Source organism: Streptomyces sp. NPDC057939 (assembly GCF_042887545.1).
GTDB lineage: Bacteria > Actinomycetota > Actinomycetes > Streptomycetales > Streptomycetaceae > Streptomyces.
Window position 1 is genome coordinate 1 of the sequence record NZ_JBHVPG010000032.1, and the last position, 16,952, is coordinate 16,952.

The 16,952-nt window shown below is 68.2% G+C and carries 17 protein-coding genes and 2 pseudogenes; 8 read left to right on the forward strand and 11 right to left on the reverse strand.

Going from position 1 to position 16,952, the window contains the following annotated elements; genetic code table 11:
• Window positions 1–430: 430 nt before the first annotated feature.
• Window positions 431–862 carry a hypothetical protein gene (locus ACFVS6_RS28300; protein ID WP_389708128.1) on the reverse strand — a complete coding sequence of 144 codons (432 nt, stop codon included), beginning with the start codon at window positions 860–862 and terminating at the stop codon, window positions 431–433.
• A gap of 655 nt (window positions 863–1,517) precedes the next feature.
• Here ACFVS6_RS28300 and ACFVS6_RS28305 point away from each other — a divergent pair.
• The 4 genes from ACFVS6_RS28305 to ACFVS6_RS28320 all read left to right on the forward strand — a co-directional run bounded on the left by ACFVS6_RS28305 (window position 1,518) and on the right by ACFVS6_RS28320 (window position 7,234).
• Window positions 1,518–1,778 carry a hypothetical protein gene (locus ACFVS6_RS28305; RefSeq protein ID WP_389708130.1) on the forward strand — a complete coding sequence of 87 codons (261 nt, stop codon included), beginning with the start codon at window positions 1,518–1,520 and terminating at the stop codon, window positions 1,776–1,778.
• 1,063 nt (window positions 1,779–2,841) lie between these two features.
• Entirely contained in the window at window positions 2,842–3,405 is a 564-nt protein-coding gene (locus ACFVS6_RS28310; protein WP_389708132.1) for a hypothetical protein, read from the forward strand.
• On the forward strand, window positions 3,402–6,059 hold the full coding sequence (locus ACFVS6_RS28315) for a Helicase associated domain protein (RefSeq protein ID WP_389708134.1): 2,658 nt from the start codon (window positions 3,402–3,404) through the stop codon (window positions 6,057–6,059). The genes ACFVS6_RS28310 and ACFVS6_RS28315 overlap by 4 nt, the downstream gene beginning before the upstream one ends.
• A gap of 326 nt (window positions 6,060–6,385) precedes the next feature.
• The gene (locus tag ACFVS6_RS28320) at window positions 6,386–7,234 is read left to right on the forward strand and encodes a hypothetical protein (RefSeq protein ID WP_389708136.1); all 849 of its coding nucleotides are present in this window, start codon (window positions 6,386–6,388) and stop codon (window positions 7,232–7,234) included.
• A 139-nt stretch (window positions 7,235–7,373) separates the two neighbouring features.
• On the opposite strand, the gene ACFVS6_RS28325 is transcribed toward ACFVS6_RS28320, so the two are convergent.
• The gene (locus ACFVS6_RS28325; RefSeq protein WP_389708138.1) at window positions 7,374–7,685 is read right to left on the reverse strand and encodes a hypothetical protein; all 312 of its coding nucleotides are present in this window, start codon (window positions 7,683–7,685) and stop codon (window positions 7,374–7,376) included.
• 576 nt (window positions 7,686–8,261) lie between these two features.
• On the opposite strand from ACFVS6_RS28325, the gene ACFVS6_RS28330 reads away from it, so the two are divergent.
• Together ACFVS6_RS28330 and ACFVS6_RS28335 are read left to right on the forward strand one after the other, a co-directional pair.
• A complete protein-coding gene (locus tag ACFVS6_RS28330; RefSeq protein ID WP_389708140.1) occupies window positions 8,262–8,603 on the forward strand; it encodes a hypothetical protein in 342 nt (113 codons plus the stop codon).
• A gap of 7 nt (window positions 8,604–8,610) precedes the next feature.
• Window positions 8,611–9,063, forward strand: a pseudogene (locus ACFVS6_RS28335) (transposase family protein); the annotation flags it as partial.
• Window positions 9,064–9,107: 44 nt separating this feature from the next.
• On the opposite strand, the gene ACFVS6_RS28340 reads toward ACFVS6_RS28335, so the two are convergent.
• The 7 genes from ACFVS6_RS28340 to ACFVS6_RS28370 all read right to left on the reverse strand — a co-directional run bounded on the left by ACFVS6_RS28340 (window position 9,108) and on the right by ACFVS6_RS28370 (window position 13,882).
• Window positions 9,108–9,461 carry a hypothetical protein gene (locus ACFVS6_RS28340; protein ID WP_389708142.1) on the reverse strand — a complete coding sequence of 118 codons (354 nt, stop codon included), beginning with the start codon at window positions 9,459–9,461 and terminating at the stop codon, window positions 9,108–9,110.
• Window positions 9,462–9,640: 179 nt separating this feature from the next.
• A complete protein-coding gene (locus ACFVS6_RS28345) occupies window positions 9,641–9,796 on the reverse strand; it encodes a hypothetical protein (RefSeq protein WP_389708144.1) in 156 nt (51 codons plus the stop codon).
• A gap of 93 nt (window positions 9,797–9,889) precedes the next feature.
• On the reverse strand, window positions 9,890–11,254 hold the full coding sequence (locus tag ACFVS6_RS28350; RefSeq protein ID WP_389708146.1) for a hypothetical protein: 1,365 nt from the start codon (window positions 11,252–11,254) through the stop codon (window positions 9,890–9,892).
• 57 nt (window positions 11,255–11,311) lie between these two features.
• A complete protein-coding gene (locus ACFVS6_RS28355) occupies window positions 11,312–11,521 on the reverse strand; it encodes a DUF6527 family protein (RefSeq protein ID WP_389708148.1) in 210 nt (69 codons plus the stop codon).
• A gap of 116 nt (window positions 11,522–11,637) precedes the next feature.
• A complete protein-coding gene (locus ACFVS6_RS28360) occupies window positions 11,638–13,017 on the reverse strand; it encodes a HesA/MoeB/ThiF family protein (RefSeq protein WP_389708150.1) in 1,380 nt (459 codons plus the stop codon).
• Window positions 13,014–13,403, reverse strand: a complete 390-nt coding sequence (locus tag ACFVS6_RS28365) for an E2/UBC family protein (protein WP_389708152.1) — start codon at window positions 13,401–13,403, stop codon at window positions 13,014–13,016. Before ACFVS6_RS28365 ends, ACFVS6_RS28360 begins: the two co-directional genes overlap by 4 nt.
• The gene (locus ACFVS6_RS28370) at window positions 13,400–13,882 is read right to left on the reverse strand and encodes a multiubiquitin domain-containing protein (protein WP_389708153.1); all 483 of its coding nucleotides are present in this window, start codon (window positions 13,880–13,882) and stop codon (window positions 13,400–13,402) included. Before ACFVS6_RS28370 ends, ACFVS6_RS28365 begins: the two co-directional genes overlap by 4 nt.
• 184 nt (window positions 13,883–14,066) lie before the next feature.
• On the opposite strand from ACFVS6_RS28370, the gene ACFVS6_RS28375 reads away from it, so the two are divergent.
• Entirely contained in the window at window positions 14,067–14,396 is a 330-nt protein-coding gene (locus ACFVS6_RS28375; protein WP_389708155.1) for a hypothetical protein, read from the forward strand.
• A 33-nt stretch (window positions 14,397–14,429) separates the two neighbouring features.
• Window positions 14,430–15,566, forward strand: a complete 1,137-nt coding sequence (locus ACFVS6_RS28380; RefSeq protein WP_389708157.1) for a HigA family addiction module antitoxin — start codon at window positions 14,430–14,432, stop codon at window positions 15,564–15,566.
• 113 nt (window positions 15,567–15,679) lie between these two features.
• Here ACFVS6_RS28380 and ACFVS6_RS28385 read toward each other — a convergent pair.
• Window positions 15,680–15,997, reverse strand: a pseudogene (locus ACFVS6_RS28385) (arsenic resistance protein); the annotation flags it as partial.
• 121 nt (window positions 15,998–16,118) lie between these two features.
• Window positions 16,119–16,721, reverse strand: a complete 603-nt coding sequence (locus ACFVS6_RS28390; RefSeq protein WP_389708159.1) for a 4'-phosphopantetheinyl transferase family protein — start codon at window positions 16,719–16,721, stop codon at window positions 16,119–16,121.
• Window positions 16,722–16,952 lie beyond the last annotated feature (231 nt).

The window sequence follows — 16,952 nt, forward strand, 5'->3', positions numbered from 1 at the left end:
CCCTATGCGCTGCGCGCATAGGAGAGAAACCGGTCTCGCTGCGCTCGCCAGGGCCGGCTGCGCCGGCCCTGGGGTCGGCCCTTCGGGCCGGTGTCCTGCGCTTCGCTTCGGACAGGTTCGGGCTTCGCCCGAACTTGCTGCTTCGCAGGCTGGGGTGACCCCGTTTCACGGGGTCTGGGCCTTCGGCCCGTTGGGGTGGGTCCGCTCCGCTCCCCCACCCTGGCAGCAGGTGTCCAGGTGTCTCGGGTGATTGGTGTCTTCCTCGTTCCGCATCGCGACCGGATGCCCCTCCACGTACTGCTCTGTGGCGGGTGATGGCTTTGTGCGTCGATGTAGCCATCACCCGCCTGCGGAGGGCTTGTGGGGTGGGTCAGGGTGTTACTCCCGCGAGCTGCCAGAATTGTGGGTGACTGGCGGCAGCGTGATCGCCTCAGGGCGCGAAAAGCCAGCAGTAAAGACCTTGACCGGTCTTGGTGGCTTCCTTAGCCACCGCTCCGACTTCTCTGAGGATCCCCGCAGCCTCCTCTGCTGAGACCTCGTCGTCCAGTCGCGAATCCAACGCAGCCCACAGGTCGGCGATCTCGCCCAATCGCCTCGCGTCACTACCAGCCAGGCTCGTGCGGAGAACCTCACCTACCTCGAACACCCCGAAACCATCGTTCTTGATGGGTACGACCATCCGCGGCCCGGTGATCCGCCGTACGGGCTCCCCGATGAACAGACTCTCCCACTCCAGCACTGCCTCCTCCGGATAAAACCCCTCCAGAAAGACCGCCGGCAGACCATGGTCCCGGTCCCGGGGCCTCATCCCGGCAGCCATCGCGTCGCTGCCGGCCACAAAAAACTCCATGGTGATAGCCATGACGAGATCATGCCAGGCCACTTCAGGCTGCGTCGTCGGTCGAGTGTGCCGGTCCGAAACACCGAGGTGGGGCCGGGGCTGAGTCAGCTCAACATCAGCGTTTCTTCCGGTACAAGCCCCAGGAGAACACGCACACCAAAGCCACGAACAGCACCACCGCGAGTACCTTCCCCACCGACCCGTCAGGCCACGTCGTCCCAGCCAGTTCCATGCCCGAGCACTCCCTTGTCCAACACCAAAGACGTCCGTCGAGTGCCGTCTGCCCCGACATCCCCAGCCAGCACGCCACCCACCCATCCCAGGAACATCCCCCAGCGCTGCACTCTGAGGAAGAGACCGGGTCGCCGCGCTCAGAGGGCCCAGCTACGCCGAGCCGGGCCCGCCTTTCGGGCGGGTGTCCTGCACTGTGCTCCGGACTGGTTCGGAGCACAGACCGAGGTGACCCCGTTTCACGGGGTCAGGTCTTCACTCCATTGACGATGTCGCTCCACTCACAGGGCCTGGGCTCATCCCCAGGCCGCTGCCTACGGGAAGGCGCTGCGACAACAATCCTGTACCGAAGGCGGGGGCCTCCATGCACGATGGGCGCATGCTCCCTCCCCGACTACTGTGGCGCGACCCCCGGCCCATCCCCCGGTTCAACCGACAAGATCCCGTGACCCAGATCGTCCGTGACCCCAGCCTCTACGAACCGAGCGAGGACGATCGCTGCTCAGTGTTCGGGTACTACTGCCACACCCATAACTGCTTCTATCCGGACGAAGCCTGCAAGGAAGAACCGCACCTCATCACTTTGCACTGCCAAGACCACGGGCCCGAAAGCGTATGGCCGCAACCAATCATGCTGATGTTCCCAGAAGGCTTCGACCCCCCGCTGAGCGACGCTCAACTGGCCTGGGCAGAAGCAGGATGGTAACGCTGTCCAAGCGTCATCTGAAAGGAACGCCTTAACCTCCACCACCAGCTCGGGCGGCAACACTGACAGCCCACCTCCAGAGTCAGGTACGACGTGGCCAACAGTCAGTCACTCCCACTCGGGTCCCCGTCGACGGGGCCGGCACCGAAACCCCAACGGCATCGACCTTCGGGATTGCACGCGGGCGGTCACGACCCAACCTGCGATGAGAGAAACAGGAAACTCAGCGACTACAAGGCGCCCCCTGGGGCATACCCGGCTGCCAGGTACTGGGGGCGATACCGAGATCCTTCCGCATCTCATCCCTTGCCGCGGTCAACCGCTCCCACAACTCGGCTCGGCGTACATCCAACTCTTGCAGAGCCGACTCCCGATCCAACGTGCCTCTACGCAATCCCTGGACGAGGCCATACATTTTCCGAAGGGACCCGTTGACCGCCCCCAGCGCGACGAGGACCTCATCGGAGGCGCTCATCTGCGCTTCCGCGTGCTCCGCGACATAGACCCCCCAGACACTGTCCATCGCCGCGCCGGTCTCCGGTTCGAGCCGCCCCGACTCCAGGAACTCAACACTGCACGACACCACAGCATCCCTGGCGCTGCGGGCAGCAGCGTTGATCCGGGCGTACGACGCTCGCCGCCCCTCAAGAATCCGGGTGTCCCAAGCGTGCTTCCGATCCTCCAACCGATGCCGGTCCGAACGTTCCCCGTCTTCCCTCCGAAGCCTCTCCGCCCCTCGCTGCGTCAACAGCACTGACGTAAGCGTGATTAGACCCCCCAACACAGCAGCACCAAGAGTAAGTAACGCCGCCCCCATGAAGTCCCCCTCCGTCGACTCCCCCGGCCGTACCCGCAACCCCCGCATATCAACCCAGGCCCCGCCGTTCCATGGACTCCTGACCCCACCGTCCGTGCGGTTCGGGAGCTTCGATGGGCTGATCAGGATCGTGGGATCCGTCGCCGCGGCCGACTGGGTCCATATTTGGCTGCATCATGCTGACTGAGCATGTACGTTTGGCAAAAATCAACCACACGGATCGGTTCGCTTGGAGAGGGTTTGGGGATGCCTGTCTACGAATACCATCCGGAGGAATTGATCCGCCTTTCTGTGGTCAGGCGGGCTTCCGGACTCACGTTGAACGAGGTGGAGGAACAGCTCCGGACAGCCCAGGACCGTGAAGAGCGCGCGCTCGCCGCACCGAAGGAGCCACGCAAGCCGACCGAGACGGACATGGCCGTTTCCCACAGACTCGAATGGCAACGGATCGTACGGGTCATGACGAAACAGCGGATGGCCGTGTACTCCCCCGACGAGGACCATCGCGTAGCGCGCCAGGAAGAGCTGCGTGCGCAGCGCAAGGCCACCGAAGCTCGCTGGAGCGAACAAGCGGATGCCGGGCTGCCGATCGAGGTACTGCGGCACCGCGTCTACCGGATCACCGCGCGGGCGACCACCGCTTCGGACCAACAAGCAGTGGTGGTCCGCCACATCTTCGCCGCGTCCGGCGGCGCGGCCGTCGAACACGCTCGGAGACTGTTCGACTGGCCCGGCAGCCCATACCAGGACGGCGAATACCGGATCATCGCCGTCGATCAGGTCCTTCCAGAACCGGGCGAATTCTTTTGATCCAGCTCCGTGAACACCAAGTCGATCAGAAATCGGCGTTCCGAAAATGGGTGGGAATTCCCGCAAAATCACCACTGCCCCTGCGGGGAGCCCGGGGCACCATCGTCTCCGCGACCGGGTCGGGGAAAACGATCACGGCGGCCGCCTGCGCGCTGGAATCCTTTCCGAGCGGCCGGATCCTCGTCACCGTCCCCACCCTGGACCTCCTCGCACAAACCGCCCAGGCATGGCGACTGGTCGGCCACCAGGCCCCCACGGTCGCCGTGTGCTCGCTGGAGAACGACCCGGTGCTGAACGAGTTGGGGGTGCGCACCACCACGAACCCGATCCAGCTCGCCCTCTGGGCCGGGACCGGGCCGATCATCGTGTTCGCCACCTACGCCTCCCTCGTGGACCGCGAAGACATCGACGCACCCGGAGGTCGGCAGACGGTTCGCGGACCGCTGGAAGCCGCCCTGGCCGGCGGGCAGCGGCTGTACGGACAGCAGATGGCGGGCTTCGACCTCGCCATCGTCGACGAGGCCCACGGAACCACCGGCGACCTCGGACGACCCTGGGCCGCAATCCACAACAACACCCGCATCCCCGCCGACTACCGGCTCTACCTCACCGCCACCCCCCGCATCCTGGCCGCGGCCCGGCCGCAAAAGGCCGGCGGCCGGGAGGCGGAGATCGCGTCCATGGCCGACGACCCGAACGGCACCTACGGCGCGTGGCTCGCCGAGCTCGGACTGTCCGAGGCGATCGAACGTGGGATCCTCGCCGGGTTCGAGATCGACGTCCTGGAGCTCCGCGACCCCTCCCCCGTCCTGGGCGAGTCCGAGGAGGCCCAGCGGGGCCGGCGTCTGGCGCTGCTGCAAACCGCGCTCCTGGAGCACGCCGCGGCGTACAACCTCCGTACGGTCATGACCTTCCACCAGAAGGTCGAGGAGGCAGCCGCGTTCGCTGAGAAGCTGCCCGAGACGGCGGCCGAGCTGTACGTCACCGACGCCTCCGACGTCGACCTGGCCTCTGCGGAGAAGCTGCCGAAGTCCTCGATCGACGCCGAGTTCTACGAGCTGGAAAGCGGCCGCCACGTCCCGCCGGACCGGGTGTGGTCGGCCTGGCTGTGCGGGGACCACCTCGTCACCGAGCGCCGGGAGGTCCTGCGCCAGTTCGCCAACGGCATCGACGCCGACAACCGCCGCGTGCACCGGGCCTTCCTCGCCTCCGTACGCGTCCTCGGCGAAGGCGTCGACATCACCGGCGAGCGCGGGGTGGAGGCGATCTGCTTCGCCGACACCCGCGGCTCCCAGGTCGAGATCGTCCAAAACATCGGCCGGGCGCTCCGGCTCAACAAGGACGGGACCACGAAGATCGCCAGGATCATCGTGCCGGTCTTCCTGGAGCCGAACGAGGACCCAACCGACATGATCGCCTCCGCCAGCTACAAGCCCCTCGTAGCCGTCCTCCAAGGCCTCCGCAGCCATGACGAACGCCTCGTCGAACAGCTCGCCTCCCGCGCCCACACCCACGGCAAGCGCAAGACCCACATCCGGCGCGACGAAGACGGACAGATCATCGAAACAGGCGGCGAGGGTGACAGCGAGGACCAGGACGCCGACGCCGCAGCCGAGTCGACGCTGCTCCACTTCTCCAGCCCACGCGACGCCGCCACCATCGCCGCCTTTCTGCGCACCCGCGTCTACCGGCCCGAATCCCTGGTCTGGCTGGAGGGCTACCAAGCCCTGCTCCGCTGGCGGGCCGAGAACAAGATCACCGGCGTCTACGCCGTGCCCTACGACGTGGAGGTCGAAGTCGGCGTCACCAAGGACTTCCCCCTCGGGCGGTGGGTGCACCAGCAGCGCAAGAACCTGCGGGCCGGGGAACTGGAGGACCGGCGCAAGACCCTGCTGGACGCGCCGGAGGCCGGGATGGTGTGGGAGCCGGGCGAAGAGGCATGGGAGGCCAAGCTCGCCACACTCCGCGCCTACCGTCGGGCCACCGGACACCTCGCGCCCCGACAAGATGCCATGTGGGTCGAGGACGACCAGATGATGCCCATCGGACAACACATGGCCAACCTCCGCAGGACAGGCGCGAAGAACGGCCTGGGCAAGGACCCCGACCGGGCCGCCGAGCGCGCGGCGCAGCTGACCGCGATCGACAAGGACTGGAACTGCCCGTGGCCACTGGACTGGCAGCGCCACTACCGCGGCCTCGCCGACCTGGTCGACGCCGACGGCATCCTCCCCCACATCGCCCCGGGCGTGCTGCTGGACGGCGACGACATCGGACGCTGGCTCCAGCAGCAGAAGCAGCCGGCCACCTGGGCGCGCCTGTTGCCCGAGCAGCAGGCACGGCTGACCGTCCTGGGCGTACAACCCGACCAGGCACCCTCTCCCGCACCCGCGGACAGCCACGGGACGAACCGGCCGAGCAAGGCGCAGCAGGCATTCCAGCGGGGCCTGGACGCCCTCACACAGTGGGTAGAGCGGGAAGGCGCCCACCGGCCCGTCCCCAGGGCCCACGGGGAGGAAATCGCGGTCGAGGGCGAGGCGGGGCCGGTGGTGGTGAAGCTCGGCGTGTGGGTCTCCAACACCAAGAGCCGACGCGACAAACTCACCGCCGACCAACTCGCCGCCCTCGCCGCGGTGGGCGTGGATTGGGCGTAACACTGGTTGCCGTTGGCGTTGAGCTGGACGGTCAGGCGAAGACTGCAGAGAGGCCTTGGGCGTCGTTGCCCAGGGCCTCTTTCTGTTGGTCGGGGAAAGTTGCGAGCTCGGTGTTCAGATCTGTCCATTCGCCCCACAGGCATTGGGAGGGTTTCAGCATGAACATCGTTGAGAACGTCGCATCCGGGCTCCTCGTCGCTCTAGCTGCCTGGGGTGCCCGGTGGGCCCGGCTCGAATGGCGCCGGCGTCGCGTCGCTCGCGCTGGGCAACGCAGCCCCGCAGCCCGCTGACACACCGAATCCGCATGGGAGAAGGGCAAGGTCCTTATGGGACGCCTCGGAGATATCGAACGGCCGGATCTACCACCCGGTGCGCGACGAGACCTCAACCAGGAGCTTCACCTGTTGCATCGCCGGGCTGGGCTGCCCAGTGTCCGGGAGCTGGCCGAGGCGATCGGCAAGAGCCCCAGCGGGGTCCACAACGCGTTCCGGCTGGCCAAGGTGCCCGAACATCGTCTGACGATGGCGATCGTAGGCCGACTGACGTTGCGGGTCCCCGACTGGGGCGTGGGCATCAGGCAGGAGACCGGTATCGAGAGGTCCCTCCATCGGTTCGAACGGCTGTGGCATCAGGCCCACCGCGAAGAGGAGGAGCTTGCCTCTCAGGGGGAACCGCCGCGCATGTCCGACGCCACTCGGAGGCTGCTGTTCGCGCTCAGCCCGGAGTGCACCATGTCCCACCCGACCCGGCAGCTCCCCCAGCCCCACGACATCGTCGCCCTGGAGAACCTCGCCGCGAGGAGAACCCCGGCATTCTTGCGCAAGACCGGCCTGAGGCCGGAGGCCCCCGACCCGTGGCATCTGATCCACCTGTGCCGCGGCTGCCAGCGCCGCCGCGAAGCCGGTGAACTCACCGAAGCAGAACTTCGTGCGGCCCGCCTCGCTCTGGACCGGCGCCCAGGCGCGGCCCGGCATTACGCCGCCTACGTCGACCAAGTGCTTCTCGGTGCCGAGGAAGCCATCGACATGAACGTCGTGGGGCGGGCCCAAGTGATCATCATGGCCGATCCGGAGGTGGCAGCGCGCCCGTACACCCTCAATCATGGGGAGCTCCTGGTCGACCGCGCCCACGGGCTTCTGGATTCGGGAACTCACCGGTGTGAAGACGAGCACTAACACCAGCGGCTTCCCGGGACGGGCGTCTCGGGAAGCCGCTGGTGTGAGCCGACACTGTGCGGGTGTCCGGGAGATGTGCTGACCACGACGGAGATCTCGACCTCTTACGGCTCACGCCCGACCTGTCCCGCGCACACGGTCAGAGGCGTGCCAGGACTCGCTGCAGATCATCTCGGTTGAACGCGTGGCCGGAGGCGAGGAGAGTTCGAGCGTAGGCGTCCAGAGCAGAGATCAGCTCCTCCGAGAACCCCACTGCTGCGGGAAGGTCCCAGGCATTGGCAAGCGCCTTGTCGAGATCGGTCGGGTCCACCGGCGGCCGGTGGGCGTAGATCTCCCACGGCGGGACGACGTTCAACCTGCCTCGCTCGGAGCGGGGGACTTTGCGCTTTCCCGCTCGCTCCAGAGCTCGCAGCACCGCCAGTTCCGATGCGGCTGTCATGTCCTGTGCCATCGCTGTCCGGTCCATCCCCTCAGATGCAGTGACAGCGGCCTTCCCGTCGGACGCCTCTGTCCTGGTCGATACCGGCACGACGCTAAGCGCCCAGCAAGAGGAGCCGAATAGGATCTGCAGCACTTCAACTCAAACGAGTGGACACGCAGCCCCGACCTGAGGGACGTCGAAGGTGCTGAAATGGGCGGGCAGCGCCTTGGGCGGGCTCCGGCCACCGGAGGAGGCGCGGCGTTGCATCGCCTCGAAGGAGAGACGGTTTCCCGACCACTCCCCGCCTTCGCCGTCGCGGACCCAGCTGTGCGGCAGCAACGTCGCCACGGTGGTGGGTCGATTCCGTAGCCGCTCAGCGACACCGCCCTCAAGCTCACCGCCTAAGGGCTCGCAGAAGAACAACATGCTGGCGCGCAAAGCCCTGAGCTGCGGTGTCAAGACCTAGAACCCACAAGTTAATCCTCTGCGAGCCCAAAGGGTTGTCCCGTAACCGCTGGTTGAGCCGCGTGGCTGAGGCTCCGAGGAGCGGGTCCTCGACCGGATATCGGCGCGACTCCGGACGGGCAGCTGTGGCAGCCTGCGGAAATGCCAGAAGAACTGAGAGAACACGCGGGCCGGCACTACGCTGTCCTATCCCTCTACGCGGGACCTGACAACGCCTGGACGCTGGAGCTGAGCGAGGCCGTGCCAGCGCCAGCAGCGTGGGCCGAGATCCCCGGCAGCCCGACTCACACGCACGGGGTTGCCTTTCTGGCGGCGTTCGTCCCTGACGAGGATCCGACTCTGGAGCCGACTGTCCACATCCACAGCCATGACGAGCACGTCATCCCCTACGAGATCATGCGCTGGTTCATGGAGCAGGTCACCGAGCAGGTGGAACGCTGCCGGGCTGCCTACGCGCAGGAGGATCCCGAAGCAGTGGAATGATCTTGGCATGGCTGGTGTGATCACGGCGTCAGAGCCTTCCTGGATAGCCCCGTTCACCGGGCTGAGCCCGCGAGAGTTCCGCAAGCTGATGACCGTGCTCCGCCGCGAGGGTGCCGACACCGTGCGGCCGGGCCGACCCTGGAGTCTTTCGCTGGAGGACCGGGTCCTGTTGGTCGCGGCCTGCTGGCGGACCAATCTGACGTTGCGGCAGATCGCGCCGCTGTTCGGTGTGTCCAAGTCGGCAGCTGACCGCATCGTGGACCACGTCGCCCCCTTGCTCGCGCTGAAGCAACGGAAGCGGTTTGCCAAGGATGCGGTGCTGATCGTGGACGGCACTCTCGTGCCCACCCGGGACCACAGCATCGCCGCGCAGTCCAAGAACTACAGGTACTCCACCAACCACCAGGTCGTCGTCGACGCCCACACCCGCAGGCTGGGAGCACTCCGCCCACCCGCCGGCGTTTTACCGGCGGGACGCCCCGAGCCGCCCCCCTTTGCCGACGCCTAGCTCTGGACGACGTTCAGGCTTTCGCTCTCCGCCGCGATGGCTCCCTCGCCGGATGCTTCGGTGCTCCCGGCGTTCTGCACGCTCAGGTCAGCCCCTCCGCACTGGTTGAGAGGACTGCCCAGGGGCAGTCCCAACAGGTTGCCGTCACCAGCCCCGGTGCCCGAAGTGGTGACACCGCCGGCCAGTGTGCCGTGGTGGTTGGTGCAACTGGTTCCGAACGCGGGTGAGAGGAAGTCGCCGATCCCGCCCGCGGCGGCCGGAGACGCGGCCAGCAGGCCACCGGCCGCAACGGCCGACGTAACGGTGAACGCGGTCACTGCCAGGCGAGAGAATGCCAAGTACTTCGTCATGCCGGGTCAAGAGCGGGGACACCGCCGGCGACACGGGCCACCACCAAAGGCACCCCGCACGAGGGACGCCCACCCGCCACCACCGGCACCCCTACACTGCGGTGAGCACCGCTGCCCGCATCCGGACGTGCAGGGCGAGACCCTCCTCTCCCCCACCCGGGGCGGAGCGGCCGGCCGGTTCAGCGGCCCCCGCCTGGCGGTCGATCACCCCGCGCCACGCGCCACAGGGTCACCGAGATGCCCCCGACGATGACGGCGAGGGTGCCCACCATCGACAGCAGCCGGCCCAGGACAGGACCGGTGGGCAGCGTCCCGAACAGCACCAGCAGGCACACCCCCCGACAAGAACGCCACCACCGCGGTACACGGCAGCGACGGGCCCACCGGCCGGTTCACAGGTTCACCCTCGATCCGGTCGATCGGTGGACTCACCGCGTACGCCCCGCGCCCCTGGCCGGTCCGGCCTGCTGCCGGTGCGCGGGGACCGCTGCTTCGGTCGGGGCCTGCCGGCCGGGTGCCGCCGCGGCCGGGGTGGTGGTCGAGCGGGAGCGGGCCGCCGTCGCGGAGACCCGGATCCGCACCGGGGACGCGGGCGCGGCAGGTTCCGAGGGCGGTGTCGTCAGGGAGTTGAGGGTCGCGTCCACGAGACGGCCGACCGCGGCGGCACCCGAGGCCTCCTTGAAGGAGGTGTCGTCCTTCAGACGTGCCAGGTGTGCGCCGAGGAGGGCTGGGCCGCCCTGGTCGCGGATCTGGTTCATGCGGGCCGCGAGCAGGGGCCAGGGGCGTGCGCCGACGAGGAGACCGACCTGCGTCTCGGGCAGCACGTCCTTGACGAGGCCGACGATCGTGGCGTGCGCGAGCGGGTTGACGTCGAGCTGCTCCAAGGCCTTCGCGCGGTCGCCGAGGTCCAGGTCCCGGGGCACGTTCAGACCCTCGGTCAGCGGGCCCCATGAACGCCTCGCATCCACGCTGGCGGGCGGCGCCCACGGGTCGGCGGCCTCCCGCACCGGCGCGGCAGCGGCGGCCAGGGCGGGAGCGGGAGCGGGGGCGGGGGCGGGGGCGGGTACGCGTCCCGCCGCGGGCGCGGCCCACGGGTCGCCGGAGCCGACCATGCGCGAGCCCCGGGCCGGCGGCGCCACAGCACCGGGAGCAGCAGGGGCCGGGGCGGGGGTGGTGGTGGCGGTGGGTGCTGGGGTGGCAGGGGCGGGCGCGGGTGCCTTGGCGGCGGCCGCGGTGGTGACGGCGGCGACGGCCTGGTCGACGCCGGCTCCGGCGGCGTGCGCGTCCACGAGGATGCGGGAGACGTCGATACCGCGGGCGTCGAGGCGGCCCATCGCGGCGGCGATGTCCGGCCAGGCCGGGGAGGCGAGGATCGCGTCGCGCACCAGGCCCTCGGGCATCGTCGCCTTCAGCAGGTCGGCCCACCGGTCGGTGCCCTCCGCCTTCGTCCGCGTCGCGTTGGCCACCACCGCCTGGTGGACCCCGGCGGTCATGCGGCCCATCTGCGGCAAAAACGTGGAGAGGTCCACTCCGGCCTGCTGGAGGCCGACAAGCCGGCGGGCCATCACCGGCCAGTCCGCACCCTGCATCAGCTCGGCGAGGATGTCGTCGCCGATGACACCGCGCAGCTGCTCGGCCGACCAGCCCGAGGCCATCTCGGCCGCGTCCTCGCCGAGTTCCTCCTCCTTGCCGGTAAGCCGTTTCTGGGTGGCGCGGCGGACCGCGTCGGTGATGGTCATCATCAGCCGGTAGGCCATCGCGGCCGTCTGCGCGGCCTCCCCGAGCGCAACCATCAGCGTTAGCACCACGCGGCGGCCCGCGCGCGGGGCGCAAGGCCCGCTCCAACTGTTTTATATCCAGTCGATGTGCCCGTCCTTGATGAGGTAGTGGCAGCGTTTGTCTCCGCGCAGTTCGTCGATGCTGGGTGAGATCGTGAGTGGGGTGGAGCTTCCCACGGTCCAGCTGGGTCGGATTTTGGTGTTGAGGTTGAGGATCACCCGGTGGCGTTCCGTGCAGGGGCAATCGAAGGCGATCCACTTCGTGATGCGTCCGTTGGCCACAAGTACGGCTGCTCTGCGTGGGATCCGTTGGGGAAGGTCGTGGATGGTCGTGACGATTTCACCGATGTGCCACCGCCGTCGCCAAGGCCGGGAACGGAACCAGCGCGCGAGTAGCCTCAGGCGGCCCAATTCAGTCCCCAGTAGCGCTCGGTATCTCCGTAGTGCGCTACGTCTACAGCTGAGCAGTAGTGTCCCGGCACGGGCTCCAGGTGGTTGGAGGAGGTCCGGCGGTCGTGGAAGAGGAGAAGGCTTTCGCTCGGACGAGGGGTAGGTCCGTACCCGACGAGCCGTTCGATGAGCTCGCTCACGGCGGCTGCGGCGGTTGCTGTGGTGTAGGCGACGACGGCGGGCTCGATACCTGGGAGTCCTGGAGCGTAGCCCTCCTTGAACAGTTGGGCTTGTTCCTCGGCAGCTCGTTCTTGAGCGGCGGCGAGGGCGGGGGTGACTCGCCTGCGGCACAGCAGGCAGGCGGAGCCGGGGTGGAGGACGGTGATGCGGCCGATGACGTCCTGGATTTGGCCCTGGGGGGTTGCGGTGATCTTGACGCCGCAGTCGATGAGCGGGGTCAGGTAGGCGTACGAGAAGCGGGAGAGCCGCATCCGCCCGGCTTCATCGTCGGTACATCCGAAGACGATGTCCGCGCCGACGACATGCTGGGCGATTGCGCGCCGGCTGACGCTCCCGACCACCGGTTCAACCGTGACGCCGTCGGCGATGCGGGTGAGGTGTTCGGCCAGGACGTGAACTTTGGGGCGGCCGACGTCGGAGGGGGCCGAGCCGTAGACACGGGTGAGGTTGCTGGTCGAGAGGGTGTCGGGATCGATCAGGGTGAGGTGGCGGATTCCGAGTCGGACGAGTTGTTCGGCGACGGCGGAGCCGGTTCCTCCCGCGCCTACGACGGCGATGTTGAGGTCTCCGAGGACGCGCTGGATCTCGGTGCCGAATGCGCGGATCTGGCGGTCGTGGAGGTCGGGAAGTTCCGGGGTGTCGGAGTCGAATGATCGCAGGAGGCGGAAGGTGGGCCCGGCTATGAGGATCCGGTCGATGGCTGCCTGGTGTTCGCCCTCGATGCGGCCGGTGAAGGTCATGGCACCTTCGTGAGGGGCAACGATCAGGGTTCCGTAGAGCCCGCTGGCGGTACGGGCGCGGAAGGTATCGGCGAGGTGCGCGTCCACCGCAGCGTCACGACGGCTCGGGACCGGAGCTGAACCCGGCGCGGGATGGGTGTGGACCCAGATCGCGGTGGCTCCCACGCTTTCGGCTTCTCGCAGGGCGGGCATGAATCCGTCCGAGGAGATGCTCAGAGCCGTTTCGGTGCGTTCGTGGTAGGCGGCGTCGGGTACTTCGAGCAGACGGACGCCGAGCAGTCGGAGACCGCCGCCCGGTAGCGCGGCTCGTCGGGTGAGGAGGACCGCGGCACTCTCGACCGGGCGGGCGGCGATCGCGATGAGCCGGTCGGCCACCTCGGTGGTGAGGGTGAGAGTGGTGCGGTTCACGCAGCGCCTCCCGCGGTGGCCAGTTCGGTTCGTAGCAGCGCGATGTAGCTCTTCAGGTTGTCGGTGCCGACCTGCCACGCGGACGGCGGGAGATGGCGCGACCAGCGCTGCCAGGTCCGGCCCCGGTGGGTCTCGTGAACTTCGGTCGCGGGGATCGTGCCACCTGCGGCCGTGGTCAGGGCGGGCGAGATCCACCACATGTCCGGCGGGACGTCGGGGTAGAGCGCCTGTAGGCGCAGGAGGATGTCCGCCTTCGCGGCGTTCAGGCCGTCGGGGAGCGGGAAGTCGGTGAGCTGGACACAGAGCATCCCGTTGTCCTCGAAAACCTCGTAGTCGAGGCTCGCCTCACGCAGGGCGGCGTGGTCCTCGGCGGGCAGGTTCATCATCGCGGCACCCCGTCGTCGCCCGGGTTGATGCTGCCCGGGGCGGTGAAGAAACGCATGCCGTCGTGCAGGCGTACCACGGCGTCGGCGTCGATCTTGCGGTCGTGCTGGTCGACGACGTCGAGCCACAGGTCCCGGTCGTCGGGGATCGGCGACTCGGGCAGGGCGCGGATCTCCTGCCCGGTCATCCGCTTGCGGATGACCTCGTAGCGGTGTCGGTCGATGAGGATCGTGATGCGTTGGGGGTCGGAGAAGAAGCGCATGCCGTCCTGCAGGTCGACCGGCTCGTCCTCCGTGAGGCGACGGTCGGGCGCGTCCGGGATGTCGAGCCAGATCGTTGTGCCGCCCGGGATGTCGGGGTCGGGGAGTCGGCGCAGCTGCGCCGGGGTGGCTCGCCGGCGGGCGATGTCGTACTCGTGACCGTCGACGAAAACGCTGATCCGCCGGGCGGACGGGCTGGGGACTGTTGTGGGTTCGGTCATGGGAGTTCTCCGTTCCGGTCATGGGCCAGGGGCACGGCAGCTCGGTCACGGGGCGGTGGCAGAGGTGCACGACACGACCAAGCCTGAACATTTCATTTACCCAATGGGTGCATGAAACTTATCGATCTTTGAAGGACGGTACCATGCACCCAGTAGGTAAACGCAAGCGATTCTTGGGGTGCGGGTGGAGATCTACTTCGTCGACGGCGAGCTGGCACGGTCCTGCAGCGACGACGCCATACGCATGAACCGCTTCGGCGCTGTCGTCGCACCGGTGCTCCGGCGCCGCCTGGCGGAGATCTCCGCCGCCGCCCACCTCGCCGAGCTCCGCTGCCTTCCGCAGGCTCGGCTGCGCGGATGCTCCGACGGCCGTCTGCTGGTCGCACTGGGCCCCACCGCGGACCTGCACCTGCGTCCTCGTGACGATCCGCCGCCCATGGCCCACGGGCACCTCGTCGAATGGGCCGTCCGTTCCCTGCTCGTCACGGACGTTCAGTTCGCCACCGCCGCCTGAGCCCCATCCCGTCGTCCGAAGAGAGGCACCTCGATGACCCCCGGCGCCGACCCGCTCGCATACGCGCCCACCTCGGTTCCCCATCCCGGGGAAACCCTCCAGGACACCCTGGACGAGCTCGGTATCCCTCAGGCCGACCTCGCCCGTCGCACCGGTCTGTCCACCAAGCACATCAACCAGGTCATCAAGGGCACCGCGCCGCTCAGCCCCGACACCGCACTCCTGCTCGAACGCACCACCGGTGTGCCGGCCACGCTGTGGAACTCGATGGAAGCCGCGTACCGCACTCAGCAGGCCCGCACGGAAGAAAGCAAGGCGCTGGCCTCAAGGGTCGACTGGCTCAGCCGCTTCCCACTCGCCGAGCTGGTGAAGCTCCAGATCCTCCCTGACCGCGAGAAGACCTCCGCCAACCTCCTCAGGCTGCTGGACTGGTTCGGCGTCGCCGATCCCGACACCGCCGAGGACGTCTGGCGCAACTACCGCACCGCGTTCCGCCGCTCCACCGTGCAGGAACCCACTGAAGGCACGGCAGCCGAGTACGCGACCGCAGTCTGGCTGCGCCGGGCCGAACTCCAGGCACGTGACCTGGCCAAGACCATGGACCTGCTGCCCTACAGCAAGCACGAGCTCGCCGCGCTTCTCCCCACGCTACGAGCGCTGACCCTGACCGGGCAGGACAGCTGGATCGAAGAACTCCCCCGCCTGTGCGCCAAGGCCGGCGTCGCCGTCGTCTTCGTCCCGGCACTCCCCAAGACCAGAGTCTCCGGCGCGACCCGCTGGCTCACACCGGAAAAGGTCATGGTGGCCCTCAGCGACCGCTTCAAAAGGGACGACCAGTTCTGGTTCAGCTTCTTCCACGAGCTCGGCCACGTCCTCCTGCACGGCAAACGCCTGACCTTCATGGACGACAGCGAGAACCTCTCCTCCAAGACCCACGCGGATCCCGCCGAGGACGAGGCCAACGACTTCGCGGCGACCACGCTGATCCCCCCGCAGCACGCTGCTGCCTACCGACGCCTGCGGGCGCGGCCCAAGCCGTTCACCCTCATCGAAGCCTTCGCCCGCGAAGCAGGACTCTCCCCCGGCATTGTCGTCGGCCGACTCCAGCACGACGGCGCACTCGAATGGAAACACGGCAACAACCTCAAGAGCACCGTGACCCTGAACTGAAATCCCGCGACTGCACGATGACCAGCCGTCAAGCCAGCCCGGGCAAGGCGTCCGTCGCCCGGTGTGCATGGGGCGCGGGGTCCGGTTCGGTCCGTACGCGTGGGGGCGACCGTCGGGGCCAGTCGAGGGACGAGGCGGACGCAGGCGATCATGCCGAGGACCTCGATGAGAGTCTGGGTGACCACGACCACCTCAGCACCGAGCGGGCATCGGGCAGGGCGGGTGGGAGGGGCAGGAAAACCAAGGAGTTGCGGGTCGCGCCGGTGAGGGCGATCGTGCGGGTGGCCGGGACGTCAAGCCGAAACGAGCGGGCGACAGCTCTACCGGCGAACGCAATGACAAGCAGGAACGCCGCGTGGACGGCGGCGACGGCGAGGCTACTGCCGCTTGGGGATCTGGGAGGCGACCACGACGCGCAGGGCAGCGGCCATACATTCAGAGAGCCGGTCCTGGCTTCCTCGATCCGGAGTTCTCCGAGGTGTCGATGTCGAGGTCCGGCCCCGGTCGCGTGGGCGCTCGTAACGCAAAAGCCGATGCCAGTAGGGCCCGGTTTCACACGGCTCGTAGGGGTTCAGGCCTGCGCACGGACGTCGTGGTTCGTTGGCACGCGTTGGGAATGTGTGCCGCCGCGAAGGGCGTGCGGGGTCCGTACGGGCGAGCGGCACGTGTCCGCATGGTGGTCCGGGCGCGGGTTCCGGGCGGGAGCAGGATTGCGACGGAGGCCGCGTAGCCGGCCGGTGCGGTGATGGCGGTGAGGGTCCAGCCGTTCCGGGCGGCGAGTTCGTCGTCGTCGTGGCGGGTGAGGCCGGTGCCGACGTTGACCTGGTTGGGCGGGGTGGCCAGGCCGGTTCCGAGGCCTTTGAGGTAGGCCTCCTTGCGTGTCCAGCATCGCAGGAGCGCCTCGTGGCGGCGGTCGGCGGGGAGGGCCTTGATGGCGGTGTGTTCGGCTGGGTGGAGGCGTCGATTCAGGGTTTCCATACGGACGCGGTCGGCGGCTTCGATGTCGACGCCGATGGGGGCTGCGCACGCTGCTCGGCAACTGCCTCGGACAACCCCCGGCCCAGGTCGCCCTCGCACGGGCGGACTGTCCCCTGTGCCAGAAATCGTACGGAGCAGCGCCGACCGCGTCGCCGGGATTACGCTCCTGCATCGCATCGCCCGTTCCCGGCAGCAGCGCTGAACCTTGCGGACGGCCTCATTCCCGCGGGCGGGCGGGGTTTCACCAGCGCGTGGCCGCCGTGAAGACCGGGCCGTCAACGTGGATGGAAGTAGAGGTTCGGCGACCCTACGGACTGCGCGGCGTTTCCGTAAGCGGCAGTGGTGAGGGCGTCGTTCTGCCGACGGCGGAGTGCCTCGGTCTGGTGGCGCACTCCCGAGGGCAGTCTC